The 17126-nt window shown below is 48.6% G+C and carries 14 protein-coding genes; 8 read left to right on the forward strand and 6 right to left on the reverse strand.

The window, feature by feature from the left end; translation table 11 throughout:
• Nucleotides 1–582: 582 nt before the first annotated feature.
• Together ACQY6I_RS06640 and ACQY6I_RS06645 are read left to right on the forward strand one after the other, a co-directional pair.
• Complete coding sequence (locus ACQY6I_RS06640) at nt 583–3006, forward strand: ATP-binding protein (protein ID WP_428240685.1); 2424 nt, start codon at nt 583–585, stop codon at nt 3004–3006.
• The gene (locus ACQY6I_RS06645) at nt 3003–3608 is read left to right on the forward strand and encodes a response regulator transcription factor (protein ID WP_428240686.1); all 606 of its coding nucleotides are present in this window, start codon (nt 3003–3005) and stop codon (nt 3606–3608) included. Before ACQY6I_RS06640 ends, ACQY6I_RS06645 begins: the two co-directional genes overlap by 4 nt.
• A gap of 10 nt (nt 3609–3618) precedes the next feature.
• Here the strand turns inward: ACQY6I_RS06645 and ACQY6I_RS06650 are convergent, their stop codons facing one another.
• From ACQY6I_RS06650 to ACQY6I_RS06665, 4 genes are all read right to left on the reverse strand, one after another.
• On the reverse strand, nt 3619–4032 hold the full coding sequence (locus ACQY6I_RS06650) for a GNAT family N-acetyltransferase (RefSeq protein WP_428240687.1): 414 nt from the start codon (nt 4030–4032) through the stop codon (nt 3619–3621).
• 61 nt (nt 4033–4093) lie between these two features.
• Entirely contained in the window at nt 4094–4435 is a 342-nt protein-coding gene (locus tag ACQY6I_RS06655) for a DUF2007 domain-containing protein (RefSeq protein ID WP_428240688.1), read from the reverse strand.
• A gap of 68 nt (nt 4436–4503) precedes the next feature.
• Nucleotides 4504–6696 carry a PepSY-associated TM helix domain-containing protein gene (locus ACQY6I_RS06660; RefSeq protein WP_428240689.1) on the reverse strand — a complete coding sequence of 731 codons (2193 nt, stop codon included), beginning with the start codon at nt 6694–6696 and terminating at the stop codon, nt 4504–4506.
• A 16-nt stretch (nt 6697–6712) separates the two neighbouring features.
• Nucleotides 6713–7186: a DUF2271 domain-containing protein gene (locus ACQY6I_RS06665; protein ID WP_428240690.1), complete on the reverse strand. Its 474-nt coding sequence runs from the start codon at nt 7184–7186 to the stop codon at nt 6713–6715.
• A 325-nt stretch (nt 7187–7511) separates the two neighbouring features.
• On the opposite strand from ACQY6I_RS06665, the gene ACQY6I_RS06670 reads away from it, so the two are divergent.
• The 3 genes from ACQY6I_RS06670 (at nt 7512) to ACQY6I_RS06680 (ending at nt 10964) form a co-directional block, all read left to right on the forward strand.
• Complete coding sequence (locus ACQY6I_RS06670) at nt 7512–8465, forward strand: carbohydrate kinase family protein (RefSeq protein ID WP_428240691.1); 954 nt, start codon at nt 7512–7514, stop codon at nt 8463–8465.
• A gap of 139 nt (nt 8466–8604) precedes the next feature.
• Complete coding sequence (locus tag ACQY6I_RS06675; RefSeq protein ID WP_428240692.1) at nt 8605–9837, forward strand: AGE family epimerase/isomerase; 1233 nt, start codon at nt 8605–8607, stop codon at nt 9835–9837.
• A gap of 128 nt (nt 9838–9965) precedes the next feature.
• A complete protein-coding gene (locus tag ACQY6I_RS06680) occupies nt 9966–10964 on the forward strand; it encodes an NADP-dependent oxidoreductase (protein WP_428240693.1) in 999 nt (332 codons plus the stop codon).
• A 352-nt stretch (nt 10965–11316) separates the two neighbouring features.
• Here the strand turns inward: ACQY6I_RS06680 and ACQY6I_RS06685 are convergent, their stop codons facing one another.
• Together ACQY6I_RS06685 and ACQY6I_RS06690 are read right to left on the reverse strand one after the other, a co-directional pair.
• Nucleotides 11317–11787, reverse strand: coding sequence for a GNAT family N-acetyltransferase (locus ACQY6I_RS06685; RefSeq protein WP_428240694.1), 471 nt, complete (start codon nt 11785–11787; stop codon nt 11317–11319).
• 129 nt (nt 11788–11916) lie between these two features.
• Entirely contained in the window at nt 11917–13908 is a 1992-nt protein-coding gene (locus tag ACQY6I_RS06690) for a glycosyl hydrolase 53 family protein (RefSeq protein ID WP_428240695.1), read from the reverse strand.
• 227 nt (nt 13909–14135) lie between these two features.
• On the opposite strand from ACQY6I_RS06690, the gene ACQY6I_RS06695 reads away from it, so the two are divergent.
• The 3 genes from ACQY6I_RS06695 (at nt 14136) to ACQY6I_RS06705 (ending at nt 17083) form a co-directional block, all read left to right on the forward strand.
• Nucleotides 14136–15161: a LacI family DNA-binding transcriptional regulator gene (locus tag ACQY6I_RS06695; protein WP_428240696.1), complete on the forward strand. Its 1026-nt coding sequence runs from the start codon at nt 14136–14138 to the stop codon at nt 15159–15161.
• Nucleotides 15162–15278: 117 nt separating this feature from the next.
• On the forward strand, nt 15279–15902 hold the full coding sequence (locus tag ACQY6I_RS06700; protein WP_428240697.1) for a class I SAM-dependent methyltransferase: 624 nt from the start codon (nt 15279–15281) through the stop codon (nt 15900–15902).
• Between the two features lie 254 nt (nt 15903–16156).
• Nucleotides 16157–17083, forward strand: coding sequence for a hypothetical protein (locus ACQY6I_RS06705; RefSeq protein WP_428240698.1), 927 nt, complete (start codon nt 16157–16159; stop codon nt 17081–17083).
• The last annotated feature ends 43 nt before the right edge of the window (nt 17084–17126 follow it).

Consider the following 17126-nt stretch of genomic DNA (forward strand, 5'->3'; position numbering starts at 1 on the left):
AAGCCTTCAACAGAATGACTAATACTGTTCATACAGACCTTGGTGGACTCCATCGGCTGTCAGAACAAAAAAGTGTCAAGACAGATATGCCGTTCCAGTGCATGAATGTTTTTATAGAAACGAAATGTATTCGTGAGTTGGATGCATGAAGGTCGGTTTTATCAAATCTATCGGATCCTGGCTGATCTCATTCGTACCACTATCGGCAACAACTGCCACTGTTTTTCAGAGTCTCCAGGCATTTCCGCGCAGGTAAGGAGCAAACCTGCTGAGTATCAGCAGACAAATGGAGGGGGGTGGCTTTTACTATGCACCATGACGTTACTGTTAAATGAGAATCTTCGATAAAGAGAAACCAGACAACCCTACAAATGTCGGGTTAAGATGATAGAGTTGGAGAATCTTTGGAGAGGGGCTGTTTTCGAGCTGTACATTAGCGTTTCTATTCAAAGTCAGTTACTTCTTAATCCGAGCGGTGTCTCTAAAAGCAACTGTTATTGTTCAGCGGTTGTTTGGATATATCACCGTTTGCTCCGCTTGGAACACGCAGTATTCACATTGTTTTTGTTATTGAGGCTATAGATGTATCGCCGCTACAGATACCGGCAATTGTTTCGAGGTCAGTATATTTTCAGATTTTGTATCGCGCTGGTCTGTTGTTTAGGAGTACTGACACCGGATTTGGTCCAGGCAGGCCCCGTCGGGCTACCTGACCAAGGTTATAGCCCGTTGCAACTCACCCAGGCGGATGTGCGTTACCCACTGGCATCCCTAGCCCATTCTTCCGGATTTGTGCCCGTATTGACAGATTGGCGTCTGGAAAACGCTATGACGTATGTTGCAGCTCAGAAAACCTATAGTCTGGAACCGGATTTCAAACGACATCGCAGTTACTGGCTGTATACCCAAGTTAAGAATGATACTGAAAACCGGAATTGGGTGGTGCATGTCAGCAATTTTGCTTTTCTGCGTCCCAGAGTGCTTATCAATGGTCCTGACGGGCAGCGCATAAAGACTTTCCAACAGGATGATTCCGCGGATATCAACACGATAGGCAGAGCTGTTGAGCTCACCCTTGAACCGGGAGAATCCTATTCTATGGTGATTGAGCTGACGGCAAAGGATTATGGCTGGTATCCGTACATTGCACTCATGAGTGAATCCCGTTACCAGGTCTGGAAAACCCAGATGGATGTTGTCTACAAGCCTGCAATCGGCATTATTGTCGGGATGGCTCTGCTGGGTTTTTTGTGTTGGTTGTTAATGGCGGACAGCACTTTTTTCTGGGGGGCTTTTTCGTCGCTTTTCATGCTTTTTTATTACCTCGAACACAGCAGCCTGCCGGAACTGTTCTTGTGGCAGTATGACTATCAAAAGAACGCTTTGTTCTGGTTGTTGGTGTCGGTGAACATATTGTCATTGCTGGCGTTCGCCGCCAGTTTTTTGCAGATAAACCGACGTTCAGGATGGTGGTATCATGTATTCGCCAGTGTGGCTGTCATCAGTGTTGTGGTGTTGGTTGCGGGTTATTTTACCTCGTTTTCCACCAAAAGTTTCCTGTATGCATTTAACTACATACTGTTATGGATGGTCATCCTGAGTTCCGGAGTGGCTAAAGTCTGTTCCGAAGGGCGTTACTATTTTATTTATATTATTGGCTGGCTACCGATGGTGTTGTCCACCACACAGGTTATTCTATTTGTCCTGCTACCCGCCCGACCCGTTCAGGAAGTGATGCCATCTTATAAATTGATCTACGTTCTATATGTGCAGATTCTGCATATGATGATTCATGCCATTGCTTTGATCATGCGGGTAAAGGTGATGAGGCAGAAGAAAATCGAGGCCGAATTCATCAGTCAGGCAAAATCCCGTTTTATCGCTCAGAGCAGCCATGATCTGCGTCAGCCATTGCATACCATGCGTCTCTTTCTGCAATCATTGCAGCCATACGTTCGAAGTCCGGAGGCTCAGCCCATTTTAGCCGGGTTGAATAAAACCCATCAGCAAATGAACGATTCCTTCAGTGCTATTATGGATTTAAGCAAGCTTGAAGCAGGGGTTGTGAAAGCGGAAATCAAAGCAGTTTCACTGATGGATGTTTTTTCCCGATTGCAGAATGACTTTCAATGGTTGGCAAAGGAAAAGAATCTGCGTTTTACCATTCATCCGAGTTCTGTGGCTGTGTTGACTGATCCATTGCTGCTGGAACGTATGCTGAGAAATCTACTCTCCAATGCGATCAAATATACGAATTCGGGTCGTGTGGTGTTGGGTTGTCGGCGCCGCGTTCAGAGTATCGCAATCCATGTCCTGGATACTGGCTCAGGTATTTCTCATGAAGATCAGGCACACATTTTTGATATTTATCAACGTTCAGCTGTAGAGCAGGAAAGTGTGGATGGTGCCGGCGTTGGTCTTTCGGTGGTGAAACATCTTTCTGTGCTTATGGATCATCCGCTGGAGATGAATTCGGTTGCCGGCAGGGGAAGCACATTTACGGTTTTGGTGCCGCAAACCATGCACAGTGTGTTAGACCAATCTCAGCCATCATGCAAACGCATGCCCAGTGTGGCGCGATTGACGCAGTCGGCTGACGGAGATGAAAGTATCAGTGGTTGGTTGAGAAAACGAAATTGTAACGTGCGGGTTTTTGCTTCGCTGACAGAGTTTCATCAATCAGGCATGAACGTTGATGTGCTGATTGGTGATGACCAGTTGATGATCGGTGAGCCACTGCCGACAGAGATAAAAAACAAACTGGCCGACCAATACGTGGTGGCTTGTGTGTGTGATTCAGGTGTGCAGCTACCGGAGCGCTGGGTCGGGTTATCACCGCCTGTGCTTCCGTCCCAGTTACGGGCCCTGCTGAACTACGTTGAACGTTGTTATCAGTCTCAATTGAACAATGAGGTATCGCCAGCCCAGAAATATGTTGCCGGTCAATCGTCCAGACATGGCATACAATCCGGGGTGCAGACGACCTTGAGTGAATCAGAAACATGAGCATTAAAGTACTGATTGCCGAAGATCATGAGCTTTATCGCGATGGCTTGCGGTTGTTATTGCAACAGCTTTTCGCTGATATTGAGATTATTGAAGCAGGTGATTTTGCCAGTACGAAATCGGCGCTGAGCAGTCATCGGGACATCGCTCTGGTACTGCTGGATATTCAGATGCCAGGTACCAGTGGATTGAATGGACTCAAAGAAATTAAAGCCTGTTACCCGGTACTGCCGGTGGTGGTGGTATCGACCGTTGACTACCAGGCGTCTATCCAGCAGATGCTACAACTGGGTGCCGATGGTTTCATTGCCAAAACCAGTTCCAAAGACACGATGCTCAGGGCACTGAAGGATGTTCTGGCCGGAGAGCAGGTCATCATCAGAGATCGCGATGATCATCCGGCAATCGTTCTTTCTCCACGTCAAGTCGATATTCTGGCATTGCTGGCTCAGGGGCTGCCGAATAAAAAAATTGCCAACGCGCTGAACATTTCCCCCACCACCGTTAGAGAGTATGTATCGGATCTGCTGAAAATATTTGACTGTGATAATCGTACTCAGGTGGTTTTGCAGGCGCGGCAGATGGGTTTTATTCTAGATTAATGACAGGGCTTTATGTCAGCTTGCCATAATCCAGCATCCACGCCCGTGGATTGTGCTCGAAACCCAGTGGCTGGTAGTACTCGTTAGCGGCCGGCGCAGCAAGCAGAATGAGTTTGCAGCTCGGTTTTAATTGTTCCTGGGTCAGTCGGATCAGCGCTTTACCTATGCCCCGTTTTTGATAGTTCCGATGTACGGCCAAGTCAGATAAATAGCAGGCGAAATGAAAATCTGTCATCGAACGGGCCACGCCGACCAGGGTATCGTCATGCCAGGCGGTGATGATCAGGTTGGTATTATTCACCATACCCTCCATGCATTCTCGATCATTGATTGGACGCCGTTCACCGAGGGATGTTTCCGCTAACAGAGTGATAAATTGATCAGCTGATATGGGATGGTTACTACGATATTGAATGTCACTCATGTAATTCCGCTAATGTTACTGTCAGGTTTGGTCGATTAACCCGGTTTGTGCATGTGCCGGATTAGTTACTATTGTGTAAGCCCATTGAATTCTGCAGTTCCCGGTCTGCACCACATTGCCAGCAGATGTCGAAGCTGCCGGCATTATGTTCCTGACAGCTGTGACATACCCACTCACTCGGTTTAACCTTTGGTGGCTCAAGTTCCGCCAGAATTTTACGGGCCCGTGGATACCATTCGTCATCACTGATCCAGAGTTCCGGCCAGGTATCCAGAAAGGATAATTCTCCAACAGCGCCGGCTGAATATTCATTGTGAATATTGCAGGGAATCCGGGCTGCCTCCAACAATTCCCTGGCCCTCTGTACCAGGAACAGGTCCCGGCTGGAAAAGACTTTTTTCATAATCAACACTCTTAACCAACATCCATCGTGACTCAGCATAGCATGTTGATTCAGAGTGCCAACAGTCCCTAATAGATATCTTCACGGTAGCGACCCTCGGCCTTGAGGGTGGCAATACTGATACCGATGGGGCCGAGCGCCTGATCCAGTGTGCTGGCCACGGAATGTGCCATCTCCCTGCCTCCACACACCAGAATCTGTGCCCCTTTCTGTACCAGATCCTGCAACTTGTGCCGATCCACCATCAGCTTGTCCTGAACATAATGAGAGGGCTCAATACGGGAAAAAGCAGTACTCAGGTTGGTCAGCCTTTGATCTGCAAGATAAGTGTGCAAATCCTTTTGATACAAAAAATCGGATTCCGGATGGCGGCCTCCCCAATACAAATACATGGGCTGATGATTGCGGTTACCCCGAATAAATCCGCTTAGAGGTCCAATACCGGTACCTGCGCCGATCAAAATGACCGGTTTCCTGGATGCCGGTCGAAAATGTGGATTTTTCTGAATAAACAGTTCAATCGGGTCACCTGGTTTCAGGCCATGCAGGTATCCAGAACACAACCCCTGTTTATGGCGGCGTACACAGATTTCCAGATAGCCGTCTTTACGTGAGCTGGCCAGCGAATAATAACGGACAGCAGTATGACCGGGCACCAATACACCGAGCAGGTCACCAGCCTCAAAATCGGGCAGCCTGACAGCCTGTTCCTGAATGGGTGGAATGAACTGCAGCACGGCGGTTGAATGATCCTGCTCACCGTAGCTGGTGCGCTTACTCAGGATCATTGTGAGAGTCTTCGGGCATTTGGGCTTATGCTCCAAATTCAAAGGTCGGCCGATGGCATGGCTCAGCTCCCTACCCCAACCATTAAAGACCTGGCTGGACTGTTGATTGATAGTGCACAGCGGCAGCATTTCCACCGCACCGTGGGCCAGCAATGCATCCCGGGTATCCCAGGCAAACTGACAAAAGCGCGGAAACTGACGATCGCCAAAACCCACGACGGCAAACTGGAAATTATCTGGTGAACGAAAGCGCCCCAGACGTTGCCGAAATAACCGGCCTGATGCCGGAGCACCGCCTTCACCATAAGTTGAGGTGAGTACTAACATTTGCTTGAGGTTCGGATATTCAGGAGCAAGCTCATTCATGGTGCAGCTATGTACCTGGGCACCTGCAGTCACCATGGCCTGGTGTAGCGTGTTGGCAAACTCCCAGGTGCTGTTGCCTTCAGTGCCAATCAGAATTACCGTATCTGCCTGTGAAATACGGCTATTATTGGTGAACCTGGGACGTAACTGGAATCTTCGCCACCAGAGTCTTATTCCGGTGATGGCCATCAGAGGTACTGCCAGTGAAGATAACCCCAGAAGGATGCCCCAGGCCCACATACCTTCACCAGTATGCAACCGGTAGATCCAGTCATAGATACGACCAGCCAGTGAACGCGGTTGAAACGACAGCCATACTCCGGTGGATTGATCCACATAACCTTCTCCCTGTGCGGTGCGCAGACTAAAAACATCGCCAGGATCATCTGGATACGGGAATGTCATTTCCCGCAGATCTTTGACCAGAATGCTCTGCAGTGCTTTCAGCTGGCCGACTGAGGTGGGGGTGGTGCCGGAGACTGACTCCGGAAAAGCAGCCTGTTGATCGCTGCCATCGCTGATCAACTCAAACTGGGCTGCTGTCAGGTACAGTGCGGTCACTGAAGAGCACAGTAAGCCGATGATAATAAGCCTGCCAACTTCATTGTGTAGACGCTGTGAAGAGGAACCTTTGACCGGCAACAACCATTGTTTCCAGCCTCCCAGGCGGCGATGCAGTAGCAACATTCCGGAAAGGGTCAGGAGCAACATGGCAAGGGCGCCAATCGCGGCGATGATTCGGCCGGGATCACTCATCAGCAATGACCGGTGCAGGTCGGTCATCCAGGTGATCCAAGAGGATGGGGTATAAGCTGCGATACGCCGACCACTGCCGGCATCGACCACATCACGACCGGTTGCCCCATCTGCATGACGAAAATCGACGATGATCACTCCAGAAGCCTTGCGATGAATCTGTTCAACCTCGGGATACTGCTGTTGCACAGTTGCGGCAAGCTGGGCGACGGTCATCGATTGGTGGGTCATAGATGTTGATGAAAGCTGTGCGATTACGGGTGAGATCGACAACGCTGCGCCGGTGACTGATAAACACAAAATCAGCAAAGCTGCGATCAGGCCAGGCCAGGAATGCAAGGGGCGTAACATGGAAGTCTTCACTGCCTTAAAGCGAAAATGAGTAAGTCAATGACTGAATGTAGCCGTTACCGGAGACGGATTTTTCTGATCCGCCATGACTCAGCGGCACAACGACTTCTGCCCGATTACTGCGTTGGTCCTCAACCGCGGTATCCACTCTGATCTGATAGCCGGCGTCGATAAACCGATCAGGGATATCCGCGTTTACCTTGATCACCTCTCCGCCCAAAACGCTGGCACCGGTACGACCGTCATATTCACTGCTTTGCAGGCGACTGCCCCGGGACCATCCTGGCAGATGGCGATAATATTTGGAACGATAGCCGGCGACCCACAGAGTCTGCTGATAGTGACCACTGCTGTCTGTCAGATAGATGGCCACATAGGCTTCCGGACCACGGTAATTCTTTAATTGAGTGGTAATCTGAACATTTTGTGCCAGTGCCATACCCGGTAATCCGAGTAGCAGGACGACGCTCATAATGACAAAATTTTTCATGGTGATTTATCCATATTGAAAGATTGGCACTACTGTATGGCTGTCAGCTGAAATAAATCTTAAGTGACGGGTGATAACGTCAATGTCGAATAAATTCTCGGAAGATCCTGTGTAATTTCATGAGAGTGCAGAAAAAAGATCGATTTTTTGGTTAAATCACAATACTTCGATGGTGAGTAGATAAGTGATAAACCAGCATTCTGGTGACTGTGTAGAAAGACAGCCAAACCCAGGCTCATCTGATATGGCTCAGTTAATGATGGTTGTCTTGGTTATACTTTGTTGCATTCAATGCTATGTCTATAAACAAAAATGAGAGAGCCGCATGAAGCCTATTTTATGTTTTGGTGAACTACTGATCGATTTTCTGAATTTTCACACAGCTGAAGAAGGTGGATTCACCCTGCCGGAGTTTCGGCAGTATCCTGGGGGAGCGCCCGCAAATGTGGCGGCAGCGGTCGGGCGGTTGAGTGGCCCGGCGCGATTTCTGGGACAGGTCGGTGATGACCGGTTTGGGCATTTTCTGATTGCGGCGATGCAGCAGATGGATGTGGATATGCAGTTTATTCATATTCACCCGCAGGCTCATACCCCTCTGGCCTACGTCTTTCTGGATGACAGTGGTGATCGTAGCTTTGAATTCCTGCGTAAACATTCTGCCGACGTTCTAATGACGGAGGCACAGTTGACTGAGGAGGCTTTTGATCAGATTGGCATCTTTCATTTCTGCTCCAACACCCTGACGGATCCGAATATCGCGGCCACCACACTGGCGGCAGTTAAAAAGGCGCGTCAGCAGCAGGCAATTATCAGTTTTGATGTGAACCTGCGCCATAACCTCTGGCCTGATACGACAGTAAATGCGGAAGTTATCATCGACATGTTGAAATGGGCGGATGTGATCAAGGTATCCAAAGAAGAGGCTGATTGGATTGTTGCGCAGGGATTTCCTCTGGAGCAGTGGCTGCAGACGGCCACTGCTGTCTGGGTAACAGATGGAGGTGGTGATATTGAAGTCATCACCCAGTCTTTGCAGACAAAAATCACCCCTCCTGCAGTCAAGGTCGTGGATACAACAGCGGGTGGTGATGCCTTCAGCGGTGGCCTGCTAATGGCGTTGAACCAGCTGGGTCTTGACCAACTGGATGAACAAAGTATCAGCCAGGTGACCCGTTTTGCGGCTGCCTGTGGTGGCGTTGCCGTCAGTCGGGCAGGAGCGTTGCCTTCGTTGCCACAGATGGAAGATGTAAAGGATTTCTGGCAGTTTGGAGACCGTTAATCTGACCGGCTCCTCTGGCAGGTCGATAACTTGTTTTTAACAGCAGGGCCGCGTAGTTTCACGCAGGCTCTGGGGTGTTGGGCGACAAAGACCAAATGACTGGTTTCTGGCAGTCAATTTGCCGCTTGGGTAGTTTCTGATGATGGAGAAATTACCTGCCTTATTTGATAAATCCAATAACAAAGGCTCTATCATGAATTTCTATAGCAAAGAATTTTTAGAACAACATATCAAATCAATCCTGGATTTTTATGAGCCCATCATCATTGATGAAAAAGGCGGTTACTTTCAAAATTTCTATGACAGTGGTGAGCGTTTTAACGAAGGGTTCAAGCAATTGGTCAGCAGTACCCGCATCATTGTGAATTATGCTCTGGCCGGACAGCTGTTTGCTGATCGAGATTACCGGGAACGGGCTAAACACGGTTTGCATTTTCTGGAAAACCATCACTGGCTGGAAGATGAAAAAAAATACGTTTGGACGTTCAATAACGGTGAGCCGGAAGATCTGACTCAACAAGCCTATGGTTATGCGTTTGTATTACTGGCTTACGCAGCATTGAAAAAAGTCACCGTTATCCAGGATAAAGGGCCTTTGGATTTCATTTATGAGCAGCTGGAAGAAAGATTCTGGCAGCCAGAATATGGCCTTTATGCTGATGAAATCAGTGCCGCTGGCGAACTCAGCGATTATCGTGGCCAGAATTCCAATATGCACATGTGTGAGGCAATGATTGCCGCATTCGAAGCTACCGGCGATCATAAATTCCTCAACCGTGCCAAAACCCTGGCCAGTAATATCGCCCAAAGACAGGCGGCACTGTCTGATGGCCTGATCTGGGAACACTTTGATACCTGTTTCAACCTTGATTGGGAATATAATAAAGATGATCCGAAAAACCTTTACCGGCCATGGGGATTCCAACCCGGTCATCAGACCGAATGGGCAAAACTGCTACTTCAATTGCATCGTCTGGCCCCCGAAGACTGGCTGTTAGAGAAAGCTCAGGAACTGTTTGATCGAGCCTGGCAGGCAGCCTGGGATACGCAATATGGCGGTCTGATTTACGGTTTTGATCCGCAGGGCAACTGGTGTGATGACGACAAGTATTTCTGGGTTCAGGCAGAGAGTTTTGCTGCTGCTGCTATGTTGTATTCCGCCACTGGCAACGAAAAATACAAGCAACATTATGACCGTCTCTGGGAATATTGCTGGGATCATTTTGTTGATCACGAACATGGGGCGTGGTTCCGCATTCTGAGACGCGATAACCGCAAATATTCCAATGAGAAAAGTTCGGCCGGTGCCAAGTGTGATTACCATACTATTGGTGCATGTCTGGAAGTACTGAAGGTATTGTCAGGGCAGTAATGGGTACCGCCGTTACATTTTAATGACACAGCTTAACTGGGCAAAAATGCTCCAGCAAATGTATAGTTCAGGCCACTGTTAATCCGACATAAGTATTGGCCGGATTAATCAAATAACAGGAGGATTTTATGCAACAGTACAAAGCAATCCATCTGATTTCCCGCCCGGATACAACGATCCAGTCGGATAACTTTGAAATCAGACAACATTCCCGTGAGCCTTTAAAAGCTGGAGAGTTCAGGGTGAAACAAACCTGTCTGTCCCTTGATCCGGCCATGCGAGGCTGGATGAGTCCCGATACCAACAGCTACATTCCGCCAGTGGAGCTTGGGGCAATTATGCGATCCAACGGTCTGGGCGAAGTTATTGAAAGTCAGCATGATAAGTTTGCGGTTGGTACCCGGGTTATGGGTATGTTCGGCTGGACAGAAGAAGCGGTCAGTAATGGCCAGGGGGTGAATGCCGTATCACTGGATTTGCCCGATGAAGCGATTCTTTCCACTATAGCACTGCCAGGTTTGACTGCTGCGCAGGGGTTTCTGCGATTGTCGGATTTCAAAGCGGGTGAAACCATTCTGATCAGCGGTGGTGCAGGCTCTGTCGGCAGTATTGTTGGGCAGATGGCCAAGGCTGAAGGACTTCGGGTTATCGGTATTTCCGGATCTGAGGAAAAATGCCGCTGGATGACCGAAGAGTTGGGCTTTGATGTTGCTCTGAACTATCGTAGCGATAATCTAAAAGATGAAGTGCGTGCTGCGGCACCCGATGGCATCGATATATACTTTGAAAATACCGGTGGGCCGATTCAGTCCATCGCCCTGCATAGCATGAATACTTTTGGCCGGGTGATCGTCTGTGGTCTGATTTCCCAGTACAACAAGGCTGAACCGGATCCAGGACCGGATTGGGTGCCAGTCATCAAACAACGGCTACGGATTCAGGGCTTTACGATGCCTGACCATATGCATGAAGCACCCGAACTCGCGCAGCTGGTGGCAGGTTATCTCATGAAGGGCCAACTGAAGTACCGGGCACATGTATTGGAAGGCCTGGAAAGTGCGGTATCCGGAATCAATCTGCTGTTTAGCGGTGAGAATCAGGGCAAACTGGTCGTTAAACTATCGTAATTGCGTTAAACAAAAAAATGCTTCGCTCAGAGTCCCCCGACTGACCTGAGCGAAGCGCACTGACTACCTTCCAGTTTTGCAGTCCTTTCGTCCTTCGTTGACCGCATCGAGCCTCCTGCTCTTCACTACTTTCCTGATATCAGAGGAGATCTGACTGGCACTTCCCTAATGCCTGATACATTCCGTTAAGGACAGGTCTTAGTTGTGGTTACTGATCTAATTGAGAGAAAGAGGAGTGAGTGTGATAACTCAGAGAGCCTTAGATCAGCAACAAGTTCATGGTACCTGAACCCATTTTAATTTCAAATGATAATTATTCTCATTTAATAATAAATGTGATTTGTGTCACAAATCAATCGGATAACACACTGACACTCTGAGTTAATAACACCATATCGAGACAGCGGATTCCGTTTTCGAAGATAGGTGGATCATCGTGAATAAAGAAATCCGGGATAATGCTGGAAATGCGAAAACCGCACTTCTGATAAAAGCCCAGTTGATCCAGGCTGGAATTTCCCGTCCCTACCTGTAGCGTTGCATAGCCATGTTGTCTGGCAAACTCAATGATGAAAGCGACCATCTGTTTGCCATATCCCCTGCCCTGCAGCGAAGGATCGGTTGCAATGTTGGTGATTTCCAGGATTGATTCCGATGCATTTACGATGGCCGCCGCCACAGCTTGAGCATCTGGATGCTGATAACCCAGAAACATCCTGCCGTTGGCCAGATGCCGATCGATCCGGCGGATATCAGGATCTGCCAACATCAGTAATGAATAAGGGATGTCATCGGTTTCTGGTTGATAAGGTTGGATAATCATCGGATAGCTCCGGTATCAGGTTTAGCGAGCTTATATAACCCATGAAGGATCCGGTTAGCCAGTCAGGAAGGGAGTGCCAGCATGCTCCGGGGGCAGCCTCGGGATGAGACTGCCCGGACAGATTAACGGTTATGAACAGTTGGCGACTGCAGTGGCTTTGATATCATCAAACTCCCCCCAGGAACCGCCGGCTTCGGTCAGCTGAACCGTCACTGTCAGTTCGTTGTTTTCCACCGCCACACAAGCAAAAGACTGATTCCAGTTACCAAAGCCGGTAAAGGAAACTGAGGCTTTGCCACGGTTATTACCACTGCTGGCTGACAGGCTGGAGCTACTGTCACCATTGCTGGCACCCATAGTCCAGACACTGACTTGATAGTGACCATTGGGGATGCCAGTGATTGTTTGCACTGCTGAATCATTCATGGCGTCGTTGCTCCAGAAATGCAGGGCATAGCTGCTGCCATTGTGGGGATTGTCGCCGGTAATGGAAAATGCTGAATCGTTGGACAGTTCCCACGGAGTTGCTGTTCCGGTTTCAAAATCCCCGTTTTCCAGCACATTGGCAATCACGATCAATTGTGCAGTAACAACCTGACTGCCAACAGTGCCCGTCAGTGCGAACACGCCGGCTTGGTCAGTGTTGTAAGCTTCGGGATTGTCCCAGGAGACCGTGGTCTGACGATAAGCATCGTCATTGTAAAGCGCTTTGATCTGCTCAGGCAGGGCCAGTTCATCGCCCACCCTGCGTTCAAAGCTAGGTTGCGGAATCCCCGTGACAGTGGGAGCCGGTGTGGATTGAGGATCCCGGTTAACGGCCCAGAAGACATCCAGAGAGTCCAGAGCTTTGCCGTCATAGTCAAACATCGCCTGATTATCCCAGGAACTGGGCTGGTTATAAATCCAGCCGGCACCATCCAGAATGCCATCATGATCAATATCTTTATTGGTCAGCCAGGCGGGTTCCCAATAGAACACTCCCAGACCCTTGTGTTCGGGAACCTGGGCGACCACATTCATGACCTCTCTTATGGCGGTGGCCTGTCCTTGTACTGTGGCCAGAAATCCACCGGCGTCGGCACTGGAGGCATTAAATACATCGCCACCATCGGGACTGTACTCCGTGGTGAAGCCGTAGGCGGTTTCGGCCACAACGACCGGTTTGTGGTATTTGGCGCTGACGGCATCGAGATTTTCCTGCAAGGCCTCCAGCGAACCGTGCCAATAGGGATAATAGGACGCACCGATAATGTCGTAATCCAGGCCGGCCCGGGTAAATGCACCAAACACCCGGTCGAATACTTCCTTATCACCGCCTTCAGCCAGATGTAGCATGATACGGGTATCTGCGGAAGCATACTGTTCTGCGGCGTGAATAGCGGCAATGCCTTGCTTCAGATAACCCATACCCACATCATAGGTACTGTCGTCGGAGTCTTTATATTTGTTCCACTTCCCGTTGTTATCCCACATCAGTCCGTTATTAATTTCGTTGCCGACCTGTACCATATCCGGAAACAGCCCGGCATCGGCCAATTTTGTAAGACTGTCATACGTGAACTGATAGAGTGCCTGGGCGGCATCGTCGTTGCCCAGGTTTTTCCAGGCTTCAGGGGAATACTGTTTACCGGGGTCAGCCCAGAAATCGCTGTAGTGAAAATCCAACAGTACTTTCATCCCGGCCTGTTTTGCCCGTTGTGCCAGCGCAATGGTGGCGTTGAGGTCATTGGTGCCGGCACCGACAGAGCCATCCACAGGATTGATTGGGTAGTATGGGTTGTTATCTCCATCCACCCACTCGCTGTGGGTCTCTTGCCAGCTGACATAATAAGGATCATTCCATAACCGCAGGCGCACCCAGTTCACACCTTTTTGGGCCAGAAATGCTAGCAGCTCCACTGGTTTTCCGGTTTCGTCGTAAAACTGACCATTACCCTTTTCAACCTCCAGCAGTGTGGAAATATCCACGCCCTTGATGAAGTCATCGCTGATGTTTTGAATTGGCTGCACGTAGATGTTCAGAGGTCTCGGTGATTCCGTGAGTGGTATATCTTCCGAGGAATTGCAGCCAACCAGTATCAGTGTTGTCAGCAACGGCCATAAAGCGTGTCTGTAAAGCATATGAACTCTCCATCTTTATCGTTATTGTGAGAGATTCCGGAATGATTTCCGGTGGATTTCCCCAGGTAAAAATTTACTTAAAAATGCTATTTAATTAACTTTTAGCAGGCAAGCACTTTAGTGGTGAAATGGGACATATGCGGTCTGTCATCACAATAAAGTTGATAGAATACCCACCAATGCCCCGGCAGAATCGTGTTATGGATGAGTAATCGATAGGAGTTACATTGGCAACGATCAAAGATATTGCAGCTGCAGCAGGTGTTTCAACGGCCACTGTGTCCAGGGTGCTGAATTATGACAATACCTTATCGATCTCGGAGGCTAAGCGAAAACGCATTTTTGAAGTCGCAGAGCAGCTTGATTACGCCTCGCCCAGAAAGCGTGCTGCGCGTCGAACTAATCAGAGTCTGAGTCTGAATGTTGCCATGGTGCATTTTCTCTCTCCGTCCCAGGAACTTGATGATCCCTATTACATTGCTATCCGCATGGGCATGGAACAACGTTGCCGGGAACTGGGAATTACTCTGCAGACCGTTTATTCCACGGATGAAAAAGAAGCCGGCCCGGCATTGCGCGGAATGAATGGCATTATTGCGGTGGGCAAGTTTTCCCTGCAATTCTGTGACTGGCTGAAACAGCAGTGCCCTTATCTGGTTTTTGTGGATTCTTCGCCGACTGAGTCCATTTACGATAGTGTCGTGATTGATGTTGTCACCGCAGTTCACCAGACATTATCTCAGCTGTGGCAATTGGGTTATCGAAATATTGCTTATTTGGGGGGGCATGAGCCGGTCGCCGACTTTGATACGTTGCTGGGAGAGCAGCGGCGTAAGGCATTTATCGAATTTATGCGTGACCATGGTGGTTGTCATGAGGATTGGGTGATCACTGATGGTTTTTCACCATGCTCCGGTTATCGCATGTCTCAGCGATTACTGGCGCTGACAGGAGAACTGCCGGAGCTGGTGTTTTGTGGCAATGACAGTATTGCCATTGGTGCCATTCGCGGATTCCAGGAAGCGGGTATCCGAATCCCCGAACAGCTGGCTCTGGTGGGAATCAATGATATTCCAACTGCACAGTACACATTTCCGTCCCTGACCACCGTGAAGGTATATTCAGAAATGATGGGCGAATCAGCCATTGACCTGCTGATCGAGCAAATTGGTGGTCGCATCGTGCCTAAAAAAGTGGTGCTACCGACACAGGTCGTCTGGCGTGATTCCTGTCGCTCAGAAGGCATTCGTTAAGTCAGTTTTTTACCGCCAGTATGAGAACAAGAAAAATCCGGCTGTGTCATATTTCGTCGTAAACAGTGTGATAAGGTAGACGCCTGTTAATTTTTCTTTCTAGCCACAGGAGTATGCATGCCGCAGTACATAGAAGCCCCCGAAAAACATATTTATCGAGCTTATGACATCTGGTTGCTGCAAAACAAACACCGGTTTGTGAAGCAATTGCAAAAGTTTGCGCAGCCCGATACTCATGGAGATAAAACCTGGGATTCCAGCTTTTTAATTATGGACTACGTTATGCATCACCGCCCCAAAAAAGGCCGTGTGTTGGATATCGGCTGTGGCTGGGGGCCGACTGCGATATATATGGCAAAACAGGGTCATAAGGTCACGGGATTGGATCTGGATGAGAATGTGTTTCCCTATCTTCGAGTTCAGGCGGAACTGAATGATGTCAGTATCAAAGAGCATCTTGGGGCCATGAATGACATCGACGACAAAAAGCTATCGCGCTTTGACATCATTACCGGCGCAGATATCTGTTTCTGGGAATCGTTGCGTGATGAATGGTGGAAGTTTATTAACCGTGCTGCTAAAGCCGGCGTCAAACAGGTTATTCTGGCGGATCCGGGCCGCTCGCCGTTTCTTGAACTGGTGGAAAAGTGCGAGAAAAAATTTAACACGGATTATTACCACTGGTATGCCACAGAACCAAAACACTTTGATGGTTTTCTGATGATTGTGAATTTGGCTTAAACACCGCAGCAACATAACCGGCCACAGTTGAGCTGAATGTATTTGGTTCAGTGTGGCTTCCGGCTTTCTTTCTTCTGTTTTGCATTTCTTTTTATGACAAAAAGTTATCTGGTTAATAAAATATTTTATCAAAACGTTAGCCTGTTCATTTTTGAGTCACGCCATCTAACTATAATGATTGTGGACAATTGATCTGGAAGAATTTGTTTTTTCCCGGTTGAGACTATGGCTTTTTAACGCACAAAGGAATAATTATGACTCACCAGAAATTGCTGTTGACCGCAGCATGTTTTTCTATTGTGACGCTGACTGCGTGTAACTCCAGTGACAGCAGCAACAGTGATAACTTTAAGCGTAACCTGCAAATGAACCTGTCCGATTCCACCGCTCAGGCGTTATTGGACGACACTCTGGCGACCAATGCCGGTACAACCACTTCACTATCAATTGCTCAGGGCGATTTGTCAGCAGATAAAATCTCCATTCGTTCGCTGAATAACTCCTCTCAAATGCTGGCCAGAAAAATGGCTCGCACGGCCTTTAATCAGAATGATAAATCGGCCTGTGACTCGGGTTCGGTATCTGTTTCTTTCAGTGGTGATGTTGCAGAAGACCAAAGCAGTGGCAATGTGAATGCCTCTCTGGTGGCCAGTGATTGTCGAAGCAATGAAAGTTCTGATGGTATCAGTGTCGAGGGTATGATTAACGGCAGTTTATCTGACTCGGTGTCATGGCAGTCCTCTGGCAATGCGTTCACTGCGTTGTCATCCACCTCGACCGGCAATCTCGAGATAACCTATGTCGGTGATGGCAGCAATGAAGGCCATGATTATTCATTTGGTTTCCTTTACGACCTGTCTGATCTGAATAATTCCATGTCTCTGAATACGGTAAATAACACACTGGAAGTGGATGCAAACTATTCTGTTTATATAGAGGTTTACTACGAGGCAGATAATGATAAAGAGCGTGTCGGCGGCTCGATGAAAGTTGAAACCCTGGATTCAGTCATTTATGACGCACCAACTACTACCAGTAGTCTGAGTCATCCGGTGGATGGTACCATTCGAATCACAGCAGGTGGGCAAACTGCCACGGTTGATTTTGATCAGACAGACTACACTGTTACCACTGGCAACGTTGCCAACACCTATAATTACGAAGACGATACGGTTTTCTGATCATTTCTGCAGAGACGGTCGGTTTAAGATCGTCTCGCAATAC

Origin of the sequence: Gynuella sp. (assembly GCF_050297175.1) — a bacterium.
In the GTDB taxonomy this organism is placed as follows: Bacteria; Pseudomonadota; Gammaproteobacteria; order Pseudomonadales; family Natronospirillaceae; genus Gynuella.

Bases quoted from the DNA above. Each gene is read 5' to 3' on its own strand.
- ACQY6I_RS06640 (WP_428240685.1), top strand. From the start codon at position 583: ATGTATCGCCGCTACAGATACCGGCAATTGTTTCGAGGTCAGTATATT.
- ACQY6I_RS06645 (WP_428240686.1), top strand. From the start codon at position 3,003: ATGAGCATTAAAGTACTGATTGCCGAAGATCATGAGCTTTATCGCGAT.
- ACQY6I_RS06650 (WP_428240687.1), bottom strand. From the start codon at position 4,032: ATGAGTGACATTCAATATCGTAGTAACCATCCCATATCAGCTGATCAA.
- ACQY6I_RS06655 (WP_428240688.1), bottom strand. From the start codon at position 4,435: ATGAAAAAAGTCTTTTCCAGCCGGGACCTGTTCCTGGTACAGAGGGCC.
- ACQY6I_RS06660 (WP_428240689.1), bottom strand. From the start codon at position 6,696: ATGTTACGCCCCTTGCATTCCTGGCCTGGCCTGATCGCAGCTTTGCTG.
- ACQY6I_RS06665 (WP_428240690.1), bottom strand. From the start codon at position 7,186: ATGAAAAATTTTGTCATTATGAGCGTCGTCCTGCTACTCGGATTACCG.
- ACQY6I_RS06670 (WP_428240691.1), top strand. From the start codon at position 7,512: ATGAAGCCTATTTTATGTTTTGGTGAACTACTGATCGATTTTCTGAAT.
- ACQY6I_RS06675 (WP_428240692.1), top strand. From the start codon at position 8,605: ATGATGGAGAAATTACCTGCCTTATTTGATAAATCCAATAACAAAGGC.
- ACQY6I_RS06680 (WP_428240693.1), top strand. From the start codon at position 9,966: ATGCAACAGTACAAAGCAATCCATCTGATTTCCCGCCCGGATACAACG.
- ACQY6I_RS06685 (WP_428240694.1), bottom strand. From the start codon at position 11,787: ATGATTATCCAACCTTATCAACCAGAAACCGATGACATCCCTTATTCA.
- ACQY6I_RS06690 (WP_428240695.1), bottom strand. From the start codon at position 13,908: ATGCTTTACAGACACGCTTTATGGCCGTTGCTGACAACACTGATACTG.
- ACQY6I_RS06700 (WP_428240697.1), top strand. From the start codon at position 15,279: ATGCCGCAGTACATAGAAGCCCCCGAAAAACATATTTATCGAGCTTAT.
- ACQY6I_RS06705 (WP_428240698.1), top strand. From the start codon at position 16,157: ATGACTCACCAGAAATTGCTGTTGACCGCAGCATGTTTTTCTATTGTG.